At 36.6% G+C, this 17,228-nt stretch carries 17 protein-coding genes and 2 rRNA genes (1 of these 19 cut by a window edge); 17 read left to right on the forward strand and 2 right to left on the reverse strand.

Annotated features, from left to right (window positions below; all coding sequences use genetic code 11):
* Window positions 1-1,822: ribosomal RNA gene (locus tag HHU08_RS00200) — 23S ribosomal RNA — on the forward strand; it begins 1,116 nt to the left of the window's first position.
* A gap of 72 nt (window positions 1,823-1,894) precedes the next feature.
* Window positions 1,895-2,011, forward strand: a 5S ribosomal RNA gene (gene rrf / locus HHU08_RS00205).
* Between the two features lie 105 nt (window positions 2,012-2,116).
* On the opposite strand, the gene HHU08_RS00210 is transcribed toward rrf, so the two are convergent.
* Window positions 2,117-2,329, reverse strand: a complete 213-nt coding sequence (locus HHU08_RS00210) for a sigma factor G inhibitor Gin (protein ID WP_016204710.1) — start codon at window positions 2,327-2,329, stop codon at window positions 2,117-2,119.
* A 237-nt stretch (window positions 2,330-2,566) separates the two neighbouring features.
* On the opposite strand from HHU08_RS00210, the gene HHU08_RS00215 reads away from it, so the two are divergent.
* The 10 genes from HHU08_RS00215 to rsmI all read left to right on the forward strand — a co-directional run bounded on the left by HHU08_RS00215 (window position 2,567) and on the right by rsmI (window position 9,913).
* The gene (locus HHU08_RS00215; protein WP_016204711.1) at window positions 2,567-4,003 is read left to right on the forward strand and encodes an aminotransferase class I/II-fold pyridoxal phosphate-dependent enzyme; all 1,437 of its coding nucleotides are present in this window, start codon (window positions 2,567-2,569) and stop codon (window positions 4,001-4,003) included.
* Between the two features lie 21 nt (window positions 4,004-4,024).
* On the forward strand, window positions 4,025-4,654 hold the full coding sequence (tmk, locus tag HHU08_RS00220; protein WP_016204712.1) for a dTMP kinase: 630 nt from the start codon (window positions 4,025-4,027) through the stop codon (window positions 4,652-4,654).
* 161 nt (window positions 4,655-4,815) lie between these two features.
* Window positions 4,816-5,145: a cyclic-di-AMP receptor gene (locus tag HHU08_RS00225; RefSeq protein ID WP_016204713.1), complete on the forward strand. Its 330-nt coding sequence runs from the start codon at window positions 4,816-4,818 to the stop codon at window positions 5,143-5,145.
* Window positions 5,146-5,253: 108 nt separating this feature from the next.
* Window positions 5,254-5,691 (forward strand): YaaR family protein, encoded by a 438-nt coding sequence (locus HHU08_RS00230; RefSeq protein WP_016204714.1) that lies wholly within the window; start codon window positions 5,254-5,256, stop codon window positions 5,689-5,691.
* 13 nt (window positions 5,692-5,704) lie between these two features.
* Complete coding sequence (gene holB / locus HHU08_RS00235) at window positions 5,705-6,712, forward strand: DNA polymerase III subunit delta' (protein WP_016204715.1); 1,008 nt, start codon at window positions 5,705-5,707, stop codon at window positions 6,710-6,712.
* Entirely contained in the window at window positions 6,705-7,532 is an 828-nt protein-coding gene (locus HHU08_RS00240) for a PSP1 domain-containing protein (RefSeq protein ID WP_016204716.1), read from the forward strand. The genes holB and HHU08_RS00240 overlap by 8 nt, the downstream gene beginning before the upstream one ends.
* 12 nt (window positions 7,533-7,544) lie before the next feature.
* Window positions 7,545-7,922: a DNA replication initiation control protein YabA gene (yabA, locus tag HHU08_RS00245; RefSeq protein ID WP_016204717.1), complete on the forward strand. Its 378-nt coding sequence runs from the start codon at window positions 7,545-7,547 to the stop codon at window positions 7,920-7,922.
* Between the two features lie 129 nt (window positions 7,923-8,051).
* Window positions 8,052-8,795: a tRNA1(Val) (adenine(37)-N6)-methyltransferase gene (locus HHU08_RS00250; protein ID WP_016204718.1), complete on the forward strand. Its 744-nt coding sequence runs from the start codon at window positions 8,052-8,054 to the stop codon at window positions 8,793-8,795.
* Window positions 8,785-9,072, forward strand: coding sequence for a GIY-YIG nuclease family protein (locus HHU08_RS00255; RefSeq protein WP_169187575.1), 288 nt, complete (start codon window positions 8,785-8,787; stop codon window positions 9,070-9,072). The genes HHU08_RS00250 and HHU08_RS00255 overlap by 11 nt, the downstream gene beginning before the upstream one ends.
* Window positions 9,050-9,913: a 16S rRNA (cytidine(1402)-2'-O)-methyltransferase gene (gene rsmI, locus HHU08_RS00260; protein ID WP_016204720.1), complete on the forward strand. Its 864-nt coding sequence runs from the start codon at window positions 9,050-9,052 to the stop codon at window positions 9,911-9,913. The genes HHU08_RS00255 and rsmI overlap by 23 nt, the downstream gene beginning before the upstream one ends.
* Before the next feature lie 188 nt (window positions 9,914-10,101).
* Here rsmI and HHU08_RS00265 read toward each other — a convergent pair whose 3' ends face one another.
* Window positions 10,102-10,386, reverse strand: a complete 285-nt coding sequence (locus tag HHU08_RS00265) for an AbrB/MazE/SpoVT family DNA-binding domain-containing protein (protein ID WP_101728752.1) — start codon at window positions 10,384-10,386, stop codon at window positions 10,102-10,104.
* 467 nt (window positions 10,387-10,853) lie between these two features.
* Here HHU08_RS00265 and metG point away from each other — a divergent pair, with 467 nt between their 5' ends.
* The 5 genes from metG to rsmA all read left to right on the forward strand — a co-directional run bounded on the left by metG (window position 10,854) and on the right by rsmA (window position 17,062).
* A complete protein-coding gene (gene metG / locus HHU08_RS00270; protein ID WP_016204723.1) occupies window positions 10,854-12,842 on the forward strand; it encodes a methionine--tRNA ligase in 1,989 nt (662 codons plus the stop codon).
* 329 nt (window positions 12,843-13,171) lie between these two features.
* Window positions 13,172-13,939, forward strand: coding sequence for a TatD family hydrolase (locus HHU08_RS00275; RefSeq protein WP_016204724.1), 768 nt, complete (start codon window positions 13,172-13,174; stop codon window positions 13,937-13,939).
* Window positions 13,940-14,175: 236 nt separating this feature from the next.
* The gene (locus HHU08_RS00280; RefSeq protein ID WP_169187576.1) at window positions 14,176-15,357 is read left to right on the forward strand and encodes a G5 and 3D domain-containing protein; all 1,182 of its coding nucleotides are present in this window, start codon (window positions 14,176-14,178) and stop codon (window positions 15,355-15,357) included.
* A 273-nt stretch (window positions 15,358-15,630) separates the two neighbouring features.
* Window positions 15,631-16,191 carry a ribonuclease M5 gene (gene rnmV, locus HHU08_RS00290; RefSeq protein ID WP_101728753.1) on the forward strand — a complete coding sequence of 187 codons (561 nt, stop codon included), beginning with the start codon at window positions 15,631-15,633 and terminating at the stop codon, window positions 16,189-16,191.
* Window positions 16,184-17,062, forward strand: coding sequence for a 16S rRNA (adenine(1518)-N(6)/adenine(1519)-N(6))-dimethyltransferase RsmA (gene rsmA / locus HHU08_RS00295; RefSeq protein ID WP_016204727.1), 879 nt, complete (start codon window positions 16,184-16,186; stop codon window positions 17,060-17,062). The genes rnmV and rsmA overlap by 8 nt, the downstream gene beginning before the upstream one ends.
* The last annotated feature ends 166 nt before the right edge of the window (window positions 17,063-17,228 follow it).

Raw genomic sequence — 17,228 nt, forward strand, 5'->3', positions numbered from 1 at the left:
GCAGCCACCATTTAAAGAGTGCGTAATAGCTCACTGGTCGAGTGACTCTGCGCCGAAAATGTACCGGGGCTAAACGTATCACCGAAGCTGTGGATTGACATCTATGATGTCAGTGGTAGGAGAGCGTTCTAAGGGCGTTGAAGCTAGACCGTAAGGACTGGTGGAGCGCTTAGAAGTGAGAATGCCGGTATGAGTAGCGAAAGATGAGTGAGAATCTCATCCACCGAATGCCTAAGGTTTCCTGAGGAAGGCTCGTCCGCTCAGGGTTAGTCGGGACCTAAGCCGAGGCTGAAAAGCGTAGGCGATGGACAACAGGTTGATATTCCTGTACCACCTTTAAATCATTTGAGCAATGGGGGGACGCAGGAGGATAGGGTAAGCGTGCTGTTGGATTAGCACGTCCAAGCAGTTAGGCCGGTAATGAGGCAAATCCCATTACCATATGGCGGAGCTGTGACGGCGAGGGAAATATAGTACCGAAGTTCCTGATTCCACACTGCCAAGAAAAGCCTCTAGCGAGATTTATGGTGCCCGTACCGCAAACCGACACAGGTAGGCGAGGAGAGAATCCTAAGGTGAGCGAGAGAACTCTCGTTAAGGAACTCGGCAAAATGACCCCGTAACTTCGGGAGAAGGGGTGCTCTTTTGGGTGTTAAAGCCCGAGAGAGCCGCAGTGAATAGGCCCAGGCGACTGTTTAGCAAAAACACAGGTCTCTGCGAAGCCGCAAGGCGAAGTATAGGGGCTGACACCTGCCCGGTGCTGGAAGGTTAAGAGGAGGGGTTAGCACGTGTAGTGCGAAGCTCTGAATTGAAGCCCCAGTAAACGGCGGCCGTAACTATAACGGTCCTAAGGTAGCGAAATTCCTTGTCGGGTAAGTTCCGACCCGCACGAAAGGTGTAACGATCTGGGCACTGTCTCAACGAGAGACTCGGTGAAATTATAGTACCTGTGAAGATGCAGGTTACCCGCGACAGGACGGAAAGACCCCGTGGAGCTTTACTGCAGCCTGATATTGAATTTTGGTACAGCTTGTACAGGATAGGTAGGAGCCTTGGAAGCCGGAGCGCCAGCTTCGGTGGAGGCATTGGTGGGATACTACCCTGGCTGTATTGACATTCTAACCCGCACCCCTGATCGGGGTGGGAGACAGTGTCAGGTGGGCAGTTTGACTGGGGCGGTCGCCTCCTAAAAAGTAACGGAGGCGCCCAAAGGTTCCCTCAGAATGGTTGGAAATCATTCGTAGAGTGTAAAGGCACAAGGGAGCTTGACTGCGAGACCTACAAGTCGAGCAGGGACGAAAGTCGGGCTTAGTGATCCGGTGGTTCCGCATGGAAGGGCCATCGCTCAACGGATAAAAGCTACCCCGGGGATAACAGGCTTATCTCCCCCAAGAGTCCACATCGACGGGGAGGTTTGGCACCTCGATGTCGGCTCATCGCATCCTGGGGCTGTAGTCGGTCCCAAGGGTTGGGCTGTTCGCCCATTAAAGCGGTACGCGAGCTGGGTTCAGAACGTCGTGAGACAGTTCGGTCCCTATCCGTCGTGGGCGTAGGAAATTTGAGAGGAGCTGTCCTTAGTACGAGAGGACCGGGATGGACGCACCGCTGGTGTACCAGTTGTCTTGCCAAAGGCATCGCTGGGTAGCTATGTGCGGAAGGGATAAGTGCTGAAAGCATCTAAGCATGAAGCCCCCCTCAAGATGAGATTTCCCATAGCGTAAGCTAGTAAGATCCCTGAAAGATGATCAGGTTGATAGGTCAGAGGTGGAAGCGTGGCGACATGTGGAGCTGACTGATACTAATAGATCGAGGACTTAACTAAAATGATTACTTGGCAAATTGGTTTCCTTCTAAATGATTTAGTTTTGAGAGAACAAATCTCTAAATAAAGAAGTCTGGTGGCGATAGCGAGAAGGTCACACCCGTTCCCATACCGAACACGGAAGTTAAGCTTCTCAGCGCCGATGGTAGTTGGGGGTTCTCCCCCTGTGAGAGTAGGACGTCGCCAGGCAATAGGAAACAAGCATCTACTTTGGTAGGTGCTTGTTTTTTGTTGTATACTATTTCTTATTTCTAAACTTTTAATAGTTAAAAAGCTTCTTATGGGAAGTTGATGTTAAGCTTGGCGTCTTTCTTGTAGAATTCTTACTTTTGCCATTTGATAAACAAAGTACTGATATTTTGGATCGTTTGTTTTTGTGTTAATAATTTCTCTTTCACATTCTAAGCATATAAAGGATTGAAAGAGATGAATCCCTTCAAGTTTATTTTGCTCACATATAAGACATTTTTCCCCTTTGCTTGATTGGATTGTATGATATTTTCCCATTTCTCCACCTCCATAGCAACTATTCTAACCATTTTAGCAATCACATATACATTGATTCTCAAAATCTATTAATCAACAAAAAATTTCTTATCTAGCAAGTTAAGAAAAAAGGAATACATAGTTAGTCATTTATTTTATAAATAAGCTAGTGAAAAAAAGTGATGGCCATACAGCTTACTTCCTATGTAAAAAAAGTGATAAAATAAAAAAAGTGATACAAGAAAAGGGGAAATACAATTGCAAGAACAAACACCTTTATATTCTAAACTCTTACAATTTCAGTCAGAAAATAATATATCCTTTCATGTACCTGGTCATAAGAACGGCGAGTTGTTATCCTACGATGATGAATGGGAGGGATTATTATGGAAATTCGATGTTACAGAGCTAAATGGTTTAGATGATTTACATGCTCCAGCAGGCGTTATAGCAGATGCAGAACAACTATTAACAGATTTTTATGGAGTCAAAAAAAGCTATTTTCTTGTAAATGGAAGTACAGTCGGAAACCTAGCAATGATATTATCTGCTTTAAAAGAAGGAGATAAAGTATTTGTGCAAAGAAATAGTCATAAATCAATTATGAATGGAATAAAGCTTGCAAAAGCACAACCCATTTTACTGAGTCCAGATTATGAGGAAGATTGGAAAGTGGAGATGCCTCTTTCAGTAAAGACAATTAAGCAGGCAATTGCACAATTCCCTAATGTAAAAACATTAATATTAACTTATCCTAATTATTATGGCATGGTGGGAGAGTTAGAGAAAATTATTCAATTAGCACACGCTAACAGAATTTGCGTATTAGTTGACGAAGCGCATGGTGCTCATTTTAGAGGTAATTCTCATTTTCCATCATCCGCTGTTCAATTAGGAGCAGATATAGTGGTTCAGTCCGCACATAAAACGTTACCAGCTTTAACAATGGGAGCCTATTTACACTATAATACAGATTTTATAAGACAACAGGAAGTGAAATCTTATTTGGAAATGTTACAGTCTAGCAGCCCGTCTTATCTAATCATGGCCTCATTAGATAAGGCAAGACAGTATTTAGCAACATATAAGATGGAAGATTGGGATTACCTTGAAAAGACCATTACAGAGTTTCGTAATGAGCTGCAAATGATTCCACAGCTAAACGTATTAAACTATCCCTATCAAGGGGATCCTTTAAAAATTACTGTTCAATCTACAACTGATATAAGTGGATTTGAAATTCAAAAACGGCTAGAAAAGGAAGGTATATATACAGAACTAGCAGATTCTTATAATGTTTTATTTGTTTTTCCATTGTTAAAAAAACAGATGGCTTTTCCTCTTGATAACATAATAATCAAGATTAAAAAAGCACTTACTGGGATTTCATCTGGATATTCCTTTAAAAAGGAACTAGATCAATCTATAAAAAAGAGAGAGGATATAGTAGAATTAAAACTTAGTGAAAAAGAACAGGCACAACGAAGCAAATTAGAAGTATTATTAAGTGACGCACTTCATGCTGTTTGTGCAGAAGCGATTATTCCGTATCCGCCAGGAATTCCGCTATTAATGCCTGGTGAGGAAATCACTGAATATCACATCGATCAAATTAAGAAATTATTAAAGAATGGAGCAAGATTCCAAGGAAGCTCTTCTATTTATAATAATAAAATTAATATTTACGAGAAATGACAGCTTTAGGAGGACAATAAAGTGACAAAAGGGCTCTTTATTACATTAGAAGGACCAGAAGGAGCAGGGAAAACAACGATTATCGATATGTTGTTAACCTATTACCAAGAACAAGAGAAACAAATCATAAAGACGAGGGAACCAGGTGGTATTCCAATTTCAGAAAAAATTAGAAGTATTATATTAGATCCGAAACATACTGAAATGGATGCTAGGACAGAAGCATTACTTTATGCAGCAGCAAGAAGACAGCATTTAGTAGAGAAGGTGATACCAGCTCTCAATAATGGTTCGATTATTCTATGTGATCGTTTTATTGATAGCTCTTTGGCTTATCAAGGTTATGCTAGAGGAATTGATATGGATGAAATTTGGGAGATCAATCAATTTGCTATCGGTAATGTAATGCCTGAGCTTACGATTTATTTTGATTTAGATCCACGAGTTGGTTTAGCAAGAATTAATAATACCACTGATAGGGAAATCAATCGACTAGACTTAGAAAAAATAGAATTTCATGAATTGGTGCAAGAAGGCTATTATAAGGTCATAGAGAAGTTTCCAGACAGAATTAGGAAGGTGGATGCATCGAAGCCTTTAGAACAAGTTTTTCAAGATACAATCGCAATTATTGATCACTACTTAAAGTAATAATGTTTACTTTTATAATAGGGTAATATGCAAATAGGGTTCTTCTTAAAGATGAGAGTTTATAGAAATAATTTTTCTATCAGCTGTTTGTTTTTGTATTTATTGCTATAATAGGGACAAGTTATAAAACATTCGGAAACTATAATAAGGGCGGGATAAAAATGAAATTAATTCTGACAGTCATTCAAGATAAAGATAGTAATAAATTGCTTAATGCACTTGTTGAAAATAATTTTAGAGCGACGAAGCTTGCAAGTACTGGCGGATTTTTGAAATCTGGGAATACCACCTTTATGATAGGGACGGAAGATATACGTGTAGAAAAGGCACTGCAAATAATAAAAGAAAACTGTCAATCAAGAGACCAGTTAGTGGCACCTGTGTCGCCAATGGGAGGAAATGCAGATTCCTATGTCCCTTATCCAGTAGAAGTGGAAGTTGGAGGAGCAACTGTTTTTGTATTACCTGTTGAGCAATTTAAGCAATTTTAATTTGAACGTCGGTTAACTTTTTATCGGTGTATTTTCACGGTTAAATGACAAACTCAAGATACTCCTATCTCTTAGTAAGAAGTTAGAACATTCTTCAGGAGGAAGAATATGAAGATTAATAAAGACATTCGTCTCAATTCAGAAGGAACGAGAATTGAGACGAAAGGTAGTTTAGGTAATTCAAAATTTCGAGGGTATGTCCAACAACAAAATGAGAAATTAAAGGTTGAACAACTACAAAACTTAATGAAAAATATTGATGATACCGGTAATAGATTAGGTCGATCTCAAAATTTAAAGGATTTGACTAAATATAAAACGCTTGTTAAACAGTTTGTAAAAGAAGCTGTTGAATTTGGGATGCAAGTGAAAAAGGATAATTCATGGGATCAATTTGGTCAAGGAAGAGACCTCAGTGTTGTACAAGTAATTGATGATAAATTAGTTGAACTAACAGAAGAAGTAATTGCTAAAGAAAAAAACAGCTTAAATATCTTAGATAAAATTGGTGAAATTAAAGGTTTGCTGATTAATATATATACGTAATGGAGTGATTGTCTTGACAAGAACGTGGGAACAGCTTGAACAGACACAACCCATTGTTTTAAAGATGCTAAGAAACAGCTTAAAAAAAGAACGACTAGCACATGCCTACCTCTTTGAGGGAATGAAGGGAACGGGTAAAAGAGAAATAAGTCTTGTTCTCACAAAGAGCATTTTATGTAAAAATAGTATAGAAGGATATGTTCCATGTGAAACATGTTCAAATTGCAAGCGAATAAATAATGGAAATCATCCTGACGTTCATTTACTTGAACCAGATGGGTTATCGATAAAAAAACATCAGATACAGAGCCTGCAAGAAGAATTCTCAAAAACTGGGGTGGAATCAAAGCAAAAGATATACATTCTTGTTCATGCAGATAAAATGACTACGAATGCTGCTAATAGTTTGTTGAAATTCTTGGAAGAACCGAATGCGGAAACAACTGCTATTCTATTAACCGAACAAATTCAGCAAATATTGCCAACCATTTTGTCAAGATGCCAGGTCCTTTCCTTTACGCCTTTATCTCCAAATGAAATGGCAAAAGAATTAGTAAGAAATGGAATTAAACCAAATGAAGCTCCTTTACTCGCGCAAATTACCAATAATTTTGATGAGGCACTGACACTAAGTACGGATGAATGGTTTGTACAAGCGCGAAAAATAGTGGTAAAATTATATGAGGCTCTTAAGGGAGCTCCGTTAGAAGCATTAGTTGCTCTTCAAAGAGATTGGTTTACGCAATTTAAAGATAAAGACCAGTTTGACAGAGGGCTCGATTTATTATTGCTACTATATAAAGATTTATTATATATACAGCTTGGCAAGCACGATCAGATTGTATACGTTAACGAAAGAGATCGGTTAGAGGTTTATGCCTTAAAAACATCTAACAGACGCTTAACGGAACAAATGACAGCTATTTTTGAAGCAAAGCGAAAGCTGCAGGGGAATATGAATCCACAGTTATTGATGGAGCAGCTGGTGCTAGAGCTGCAGGAGGGATCTTCAGTTGTATGATGTTGTAGGAATCCGCTTTAAAAAAGCTGGAAAAATATATTATTTTGATCCAAATGAATTAATTATTCAAAAAGGTGAATTCGTCATTGTCGAAACTGTTCGTGGGGTAGAATTCGGGAAAGTAGTTATTGGACCGAAAAAAGTAGATGAAAATGATGTTGTGTTACCTTTAAAAAAAGTATTAAGGATTGCGGATCATAAAGATCAAATGATTGTAGAGGAAAACAAGAGTGCAGCAAAAGAAGCATATGATGTTTGTTGCGAGAAAGTGACGCTACATGAATTAGATATGAAATTAGTAGATGTAGAATATACATTCGACCGTAATAAAATTATTTTTTATTTTACTGCAGATGGTCGAGTAGACTTTAGGGAATTGGTTAAAGATTTAGCTTCCATTTTTCGAACAAGAATTGAACTTCGTCAAATTGGCGTCAGAGACGAAGCGAAAATGCTTGGAGGAATAGGCCCTTGTGGGAGGATGCTATGCTGTTCAACTTTCTTAGGAGATTTCGAACCAGTATCTATTAAAATGGCTAAAGACCAAAACCTTTCATTAAACCCAACAAAGATTTCTGGATTATGTGGACGATTAATGTGTTGTTTAAAATATGAAAATGACGATTATGAAGCTGCAAAGGAACTCTTACCAGATTTAGGTGATTGGATCAATACGCCAGATGGAAAGGGAAAAGTTGTTGGTTTAAATATTTTAGAACGTGTACTCCAAGTGGAAATTTCTGAACAAGAACGAGTGCTTGAATATACATTAGATGAAATACTGCAAGAGGATGCTGTTTCAGTTCAATCCACAGATTAATGAGGTGGAAAAGTGGATAAAAAAGAAGTTTTTGAATCAGTAATAAATATGGAAAGTCAAATTGGTAATTTATATAAGCAGTTAGGTGATCTTAAACAGCATGTAGCAGAGCTTATTGAAGAAAATAATAGGCTGCAGCTTGAAAATGAGAATCTAAGAAGGCACTTAGAGGATATACCAAGAGAGAAAGAATCGAAACAGGATAAACATAAAAAAAGAAATGCAAAACAAAATAAGACGTTGGAGGAAAAAAACATTGATATAGGAGAAGGCTATGATAACCTAGCAAGACTATATCAAGAAGGTTTCCATATTTGTAATCTTCATTTTGGAAGTCCCCGAAAAGATGGAGATTGTCTATTTTGTTTATCATTTCTTAATAAAAAATAAGGATGTCTCAAAGAAACTACTGCCCGAGTATGTAAGCAATACAATGATCGTATTGTGCGGGATGACTCTTTCTTCTTGAGGCATCTCTTTTTCTATGCAAGAAATAAGTAAAATGGAGGGAAAGAAAGAGTGGTTCCATTAATTGGAGACGAAAGATTAGATTATTTACTGGATGAACGGTTAAGAATTATTCAAAGTCCATCTGTGTTCTCTTTCTCATTAGATGCAGTATTATTAGCTGATTTTGTGTCTGTTCCCTTAAAAAGAGGGAAAGTTGTGGATTTATGTAGTGGTAATGGAGTTATTCCGCTCTTTTTATCACTTCGAACAGAAGGAGATATTATTGGAGTTGAGATTCAGGAACGATTGTACGATATGGCAAATCGAAGTATTCAGTATAATCATTTAGAAAAAAAGATAAAAATGATTCATGGTGATATTAAGGAGGCCCCTAGCTTACTCGGTTATGAGAAGTATGATACGGTAACTTGTAATCCACCCTACTTTAAGAAGACTAATTCTATTGAGGAAATTAATATAAATGAACATCTTGCTATTGCGAGACATGAACTTCTTTGTACATTAGAAGATACCATTCGTATATCCAGTCAACTAGTTAAGCAAGGCGGTAAAGTAGCTTTTGTTCATCGGCCAGGAAGACTATTAGATATTATTTCTTTGATGAGAGCTAATCGACTGGAGCCGAAGCGTATACGATTTGTATATCCAAAGGAAGGGAAAGAAGCGAATATTTTACTAGTGGAAGCAATAAAAGATGGAAAACCTGATCTAAAGGTGTTACCTCCGTTATTTGTTTATGAAGATGGCAACAATTATACAGAGGAAATGAGTAAGATACTCTATGGAAAGTAAAGGACATTATTTTTATGTATTGATGTGTAATGATGGAAGCTATTATGCAGGATATACAAATGATCTTCAAAAGCGTTTGAAAACACATAATGAAGGAAAAGGGGCAAAATACACAAGGGGTCGTTTGCCAGTGTCTATTATTTATCATGAGGAGTTCCAAACAAAGCAAGAGGCTATGAAAGCAGAGTATGCCTTTAAACAATTGGATAGAAAGAAGAAAGAGAAGTTTTTAATGAAGGAAGTTGGTGAAGCACATGAGACAACAAAAAAGTTTTAAAGAAAAGAATGGATCTTTATATTTAGTACCTACACCTATCGGGAATTTGGAGGATATGAGTTTTCGAGCAATCAGGATTTTAAAAGAGGCAGATATTATTGCAGCTGAAGATACACGTAATACGAAAAAGCTTTGTAATTACTTTGAAATCACCACCCCGGTTATTAGCTATCATGAGCATAATAAAGAGACAAGCGGTCATAAGATAATACAAGCTTTGAAAGAGGAAAAAGTAATTGCTTTAGTTAGTGATGCAGGAATGCCTACTATTGCAGATCCGGGCTATGAGCTTGTTTTAGATGCAATTGATCAAGGAATTCCAGTTATCCCCCTGCCAGGAGCCAATGCAGCCTTAACATCCCTTATAGCTTCCGGCCTTCCAACACATCCTTTTTATTTTTATGGATTCCTTCATCGACAAAAGAAGGAAAAGAAAAAGGAACTGCTTTTCCTAAAGAATGTTCCTGGTACAATATTATTATATGAATCACCACATCGCTTAAAAGAAACATTAGTTTTAATAATGGAGATTCTCGGTAATAGAAAAATTACTTTATGTAGAGAGCTAACAAAGCTATATGAGGAATTCATTCGAGGCACGGTTGAAGAAGCAATTGCTTGGTCTCAGTCAGAAGAAATCCGAGGAGAGTTTTGTTTGGTTATCGAACAGGGTGAATTACAAGCGGAAGAAGATAATTGGTGGGATGAGTTAACAATTGTCCAGCAAGTAGATTACTATGTACAAAAAGAGGATATTACAGTAAAAGAAGCAATCAAAAAAACAGCGTTAGATAGAGGAATGCAAAAAAGAGACGTTTATCAAGAATATCATATTGAATAAGAAAAGGGCTACTGCCTTAAATTGGAACAGTAAAAATAGCATAATGTTCCCTTTTAAGGCGGCAGCCCTTTATTTTATAAAAAAGAATGAATAAGCTCTTCTCTTTGAGTAGTCATTTCAAGAAGCTTTCAGTAGAACATAAAGACTAGTTAAATGAGTAAAGCACTTACACATTTGTTATTTTAATCTTATTTTGAAAGTTCAAAGTTGCTTTTAATTTCTTCAATTAATTTCTCAGCACCCTCACGGCTAAGAATTAATTTACCACCAGCTAAAGATAAGTTATCATCTGAAACTTCTCCAGTAACTTGGCAAGTCATATTTGGTTTATATTTTTTTAAGATGATTTTTTCATCATCTACATAAATTTCTAGAGCATCCTTTTCTGCAATTCCTAATGTACGTCTTAATTCGATTGGAATAACCACACGACCTAATTCATCAACTTTACGAACAATACCTGTAGATTTCATTTCATTTCTCCTCCCAAAAGTAAATATTTATATTTTTTTCGCTAATTTTCGACAAATTTCTTTGTATGTCATTATAATACCAGCCATTCCCATAAACGTCAATTATTTTATTTTGAAATTAATGTATTTTATAAACCTTATTAAATTAGGTTTTTCTAAGGTGGTGTGCAATATTTAAATATTTATTGGAATAAATTGGTATGGTCTATTTGTTCTATTTTTGTTCTTTTTTCGACAAAAACCTACAATTTTACTTCTTTTCCTACAGACAGAAAAATGTCTGTTGCATTAACTATTGATTTTAGGTATATTTTGATGGGATAAAAGGAAAAAATGGCAATGATTATGCGGTTTACGAATGTTCTTATACTTTTTTGTTTCGATAAAAAAGAAGAATGGTTACAATAGTAATAGCGGTTATTTTACTATAGGTACATATTGTATACATATATATAGGAGGGAACTAAGTGAAGGATCAAGAAAAAACTTTTTATCTTACTACGCCAATTTATTATCCAAGTGGCAATTTACATATTGGACATGCTTACACAACAGTTGCTGGAGATGCAATGGCCCGTTATAAACGACTGAGAGGCTATGAAGTTCGTTACTTAACTGGGACGGATGAACATGGACAAAAAATTCAGCGAAAAGCAGAAGAAGCGGGGATTACGCCTATTCAATATGTAGATGAAATTGTCGCTGGGATTAAAGAATTATGGGATAAACTAGATATTTCCTATGATGATTTTATTCGTACAACAGAAAAAAGACATACAGATATTGTCGAAAAAATGTTTAAGAAATTAGTAGATCAAGGTGATATTTATTTAGATGAGTATCAAGGCTGGTATTCTGTTTCAGACGAAACTTATTACACAGAACTGCAGTTAGTTGATCCAATTTATGATGAAAATGGAAAAGTTATTGGAGGGAAGAGTCCTGATAGTGGCCATCCAGTAGAATTAGTAAAGGAAGAGTCTTATTTCTTTAGAATGGGAAAATATGCTGATCGCTTATTAGCTTTTTATGAGGAAAATCCAGAATTTATTCAGCCAGAATCCCGCAAGAATGAAATGATTAATAACTTTATTAAACCGGGATTGGAAGATCTCGCGGTTTCAAGAACAACTTTTGATTGGGGAATTAAAGTTCCAGGAGATCCGAAGCATGTTGTTTATGTGTGGATAGATGCACTTTCTAATTACATTACTGCTCTAGGATATGGTTCAGATGATGAAACATTATATAAGAAGTTTTGGCCTGCAAATGTCCACTTAGTGGGGAAGGAAATTGTACGTTTCCATACTATTTATTGGCCAATTATGCTTATGGCATTAGATCTACCATTGCCGAAGAAAGTATTTGCACATGGCTGGATTCTTATGAAGGATGGAAAAATGTCCAAGTCTAAAGGAAATGTAGTTAATCCAGTAACATTAATCGATCGCTATGGATTAGATGCTCTACGTTACTATTTACTAAGAGAAGTTCCGTTTGGATCAGATGGTGTATTTACTCCAGAGGCATTTGTAGAAAGAGTAAATTTTGATTTAGCCAATGACTTAGGGAATTTATTAAATCGTACGGTGGCGATGATCAATAAATACTTTAACGGAGAAATTCCTACTTATAAAGGTTCAGAAGGAACATTTGAAAAATCTCTTGTTGAGGCACATAGAGCAACAGCAGAAAAGTACACGGAGCATATGGAAAATATGGAGTTCTCTGTTGTATTAACAACATTATGGCAATTAATTAGCAGAAATAATAAATATATTGATGAGACGCAACCATGGGTATTAGCAAAAGAGGAAAAAACGGAAGAGTTAGCAGTTGTGATGAATCATTTAGCAGAATCGTTAAGAAGAATTGCTATATTACTAAAGCCATTCTTAACAAGAACGCCTGACAAGATTTTTAAACAATTGAACATTCAAGACGCATCTTTACAAACTTGGGATAGTCTTGAACGTTTTGGGGTAATTCCTTCAGGCACTGTAGTAGAAAAAGGAGAACCTATTTTCCCTAGATTAGATATTCAAGAAGAAGTAGAATTTATCAAAGGAGAAATGAAGGGACCTCAAAAAGAAGAAGAGAAAAAACCAGAAGTTCAGGAAGTACCGGAAGTAGAGGAAATTACAATAGATGACTTTATGAAAGTTGACTTACGTGTTGCACAAGTTATTGAAGCAGAGCCTGTCAAAAAAGCAGACAAGTTATTAAAGTTGCAATTAGATTTGGGCTATGAGAAACGACAAGTTGTTTCTGGGATCGCTAAGTACTATTCTCCAGAAGATTTAGTCGGAAGAAAGGTTATTTGTGTAACCAATCTAAAACCGGTTAAACTAAGAGGAGAACTTTCGCAAGGAATGATTTTAGCTGGAAGTCATGACGGTGAATTATCTCTTGCAACAATAGCAGAAGCTTTACCATTAGGTGCAAAAGTAAAATAAAATGAATGAAAAACATGGAGATGTTTTTAGTGGATAAACTCGCCGATATTTTTAAGGGAATCGGCGAGAAATCCATATTTTAAACATCTCTATGTTTTTCTTCTTTCATCCAGGCTGTTTTCTAACGGTTGTTCTTTTTCAATAGAAAAAATGTAAAAGGTAATACTGAGCAGGCTGAATACGTACAGAAGCCATGGGAAGTGGCAAGACAAGGGAGAACTTGGAGTCACGGAAAGCGGAGTGTATTTATGCAACAATTACTTTCCGAATATAGCTTGCCTAACAAAAAAATGTAAGTATATCTAACAAAAGGTGGAGGGATGGATATCATGTTATTTGATACACATACACATATTAATGCAAATGAGTTTCAAGAAGATGTAGAAGAAGTGATACAGCGTGCACTTGATGCAGGGTTGGAAAAAATGGTGGTTGTTGGGTTTGATAGACCTACTATTACCAAGGCAATGGAGCTCATTGAACAATATGACTTTGTATATGCAAGTATAGGGTGGCATCCGGTAGATGCTATTGATATGGTAGAGGAGGACTTAGTTTGGATTGAAGAATTGTCAAGACATCCAAAAGTAATTGCAATAGGCGAGATGGGTCTAGATTATCATTGGGATAAATCGCCAAAGGATATTCAAAAAGAAGTATTTAGAAAACAAATTAGACTGGCAAAAAAAGTGAAACTACCGATAGTTATTCATAATCGAGAAGCTACTGCTGATATTGTAGAAATCTTAAAGGAAGAAGAGGCAAAAGAGGTTGGTGGCATTATGCATTGCTATGGTGGAAGTGTAGAGACAGCACTTGAATGCATAAATATGAATTTTTATATTTCATTAGGTGGAACAGTTACTTTTAAAAATGCTCGCAAACCAAAAGAGGTTGCAGAAGCTATTTCATTAGATCATTTATTAATTGAAACAGACTGTCCATATTTAGCACCAACACCATTTAGAGGTAAGAGGAATGAACCAAGTTACGTAAAACTAGTAGCGGAAGAGATTGCGGCAATTAAAGGAGTGTCTTATGAAGAAGTTGCTTCGAAAACAACAGAAAATGCAAAAAAATTATTCGGCATAAACTGATAAAGGTTTTTGTCGAATGAAGAAAGAGCTTGTCCAAACCTCATTCATTTTTAATCGTTCTACATCGCTTTCCTTTCTCATAGACTAATTATGTCGAGATTTCTTTCTTCCCTTTCGCCTGTTTTTTTTGCATAATAAGATATACGTTCAAAGATTCTTAAGGGTTGACAGCGGACATGATACTCTATATAATCACTCCGAGAGAAAAGGAGGCGTTTTTCATCGTAATCAAAAACATGAAAAACCTGTTTTCGAAATCTTTGAGCAGGAAAAAAGTGTCCATCTTTTTAGCTAGTTTCATCGTTTTTGCGAGTAGCTTAGGATTTTTAATTTATGAAACTACTAAAAATACAGTGGCACTAACGCTAAACGGTAAAGAACAAATCATCGAGACGCACTCATCTACTATACAACAAATATTTGATGACTTAGACATTACCGTTGGCTCAGAAGATTATGTGTTTCCCTCGTTAAACACAAAAGTTACAGATAACCTAGAAGTTGTCTGGAAGAAAGCTAAACAGGTTGAACTGCAAAAAGACGACGAGAAGAAAACGGTTTGGACAACAGTAGATACTGTTAAGGAATTTTTAGAAGAACAAAAAATTTCTTTGAACGAGCATGATCAGATCAATCAGAAAGAAAACAATGCAATAGAACATAACATGGAAGTTGTCGTACATACAGCATTTCCAGTAACACTAGTAGACGCAGGAAAGAAAAAACAAGTATGGTCCACTTCGACTACGGTCGCTGACTTTTTAACACAACATAAAATATCACTTGAAAAATTAGACCGAGTTGAACCAGCTCTAAAGGAAAAAGTGAAAGAGGAAACTGTTGTTCATATAACAAGAATAGAAAAGGTCACCGATGTAGTGGAACAACCGATTAATTTTGCCGTAATCACCCAAAAAGACGATGATCTTCCTCACGGAACAGAAAAAGTACTTAAAGAGGGTACAGAAGGGTTAGTCTCTAAAAAGTATGAAGTTACGAAGGAAAATGGCAAAGAGATTTCCCGAAAATTACTCAGTGAAACAACAGTGAAAGAAAAGCAGGATAAAATTGTATCTGTTGGAACAAAAGGCGAAGTCGTACAACTTGCATCCCGAGGCGAAGAAAGCGGGCAAGAAGTATATGTCAATTCAACAGCGTATACTGCTAGCTGTAATGGATGTTCTGGCCGGACGGCTACTGGGATTGATCTGAAGGCTAATCCGAATGCGAAAGTAATTGCTGTCGACCCAAGCTTTATCCCATTGGGAACAAAGGTTTATGTAGAAGGCTATGGCTATGCTGTTGCAGCGGATACAGGCGGAAGTGTAAAAGGGCAGAAAATTGATGTTTTCTTTGCTACAAAAGCAGAAGCTTACCGTTGGGGTAACAAGCAAGTCAAGATTAAAATAATTAATTAACAATTAGTAAATCTCGACACTTATCCATGATTTCTCATGGATAAAAAGATAGGCAATCTGGCAGAGGAAGCATTCCTCTGTCTTTTTCTTTGCTTCTTTTAACATGTTCTTACTTGTAATTGACTGCAGAAAACAGCCATTTGTTAAAACAAAAATATTAGCTATAATGATAATGATTATAATTTTTCTCTCTCTCTGTATATATAGACGATTCATGTTACAATTATGTTTCATTTTTTTTTCAAATTTATAATTATTTTTTTTGGAGGTTCCATGAAGATTAAAGAAATAATAGTAGTGGAAGGACGAGATGATACTACCGCTATTAAGCGAGCGGTTGATGCAGATACAATCGAAACAAATGGATCAGCAATTAATCAGGAAACATTGGATAAAATAAAGCTAGCGCAAAAAACAAGAGGAGTTATTGTATTGACTGACCCAGACTATCCTGGTCAAAAAATTCGTCATACAATTGAAAAGCATATTCCAGATTGTAAACATGCCTTTATTCCAAAAGAACTTGCTATTCATAAGCATGGAAAAGGGGTTGGGGTGGAACACGCTTCAGTAGAGGCAATTCGAGAGGCATTAAAAGATGCTCATCCTATGCAGGAAGCAATAATAGAAGAAATTTCAAAAGAAGATTTAATTGATGCGGGATTAATTGGCGGTGCTGATTCTAAGGAACGTAGAGAACAGTTAGGTAAGTTTCTTAAAATCGGGTATACAAATGGGAAACAACTTTATAAAAGACTATTGATGTTTCATATTACAAAGGAAGAATTTGCACAAGCCATTAAGGAAATACGCCAGGAGGATAAGAATGTATAAAGATATAGCAACACCTGCACGAACAAGAGCAATTCTAGATAAGTATGGTTTTTCTTTTAAGAAAAGCTTAGGACAGAATTTTTTGATTGATACAAACATTTTACGAAATATTGTGGATCATGCACAGCTAACAGAAGAATCTGGTGCAATTGAAGTTGGTCCTGGAATTGGTGCATTAACAGAACAATTAGCAAAGCGCAGCAAAAAGGTTGTTGCCTATGAAATCGACCAACGTCTATTGCCTATTTTAAAGGAAACACTCGAGCCATATCCACATGCAAAAATTATTCATCAGGATATTTTAAAAGCTAACGTAAAAGAAATGTTAGACACAGAGTTTAGTGATATTCGTGATGTTATGCTCGTTGCTAATTTGCCTTATTATGTTACCACACCGATTATTATGAAGATTTTAGAAGAAAAGCTTCCTTTGAGAGGAATTGTCGTTATGCTTCAAAAAGAGGTGGCGGAACGAATTTCTGCTAAACCAGGAACGAAGGAATATGGTTCTCTGTCCATTGCTATTCAGTATTATACGAAACCAGAAGTAGTCATGATTGTTCCAAAAACTGTTTTTGTTCCACAACCAAATGTAGATTCAGCTGTTATTCGTCTTACTATCAGGGAAACACCGTCTGTTGTAGTAATAAATGAAGACTTTTTCTTTCAAGTAACAAGAGCAAGTTTTGCACAAAGAAGAAAAACCATCCTCAATAATCTATCGAGCCAATTAGAGAGAGGAAAAGAAAAGAAGGCAGACATTATAGAGGCGCTTAACCAAGCGAATATCGAACCTTCTAGGCGCGGAGAATCATTGTCTATCGAAGAGTTTGCGAAGTTAAGCGATGCGCTGTATGAAAAGTTTAGCTAATTGATGATACAAAAAGGTGCACAGGTTAGTTTTCTCTTCCCCCAAAAATATAAGGGGAGAAAAAACTTTCGTGCACTTTTTTTATCCCACTCTTAACGGACGGTAAAATCTCTAACTAAGCTGCGGAAAATCGAGGAAGTCAGGTGGGGGATAAACTGTCCGTAAA

Origin of the sequence: Niallia alba, assembly GCF_012933555.1 — a bacterium.
In the GTDB taxonomy this organism is placed as follows: Bacteria; Bacillota; Bacilli; order Bacillales; family Cytobacillaceae; genus Niallia; species Niallia alba.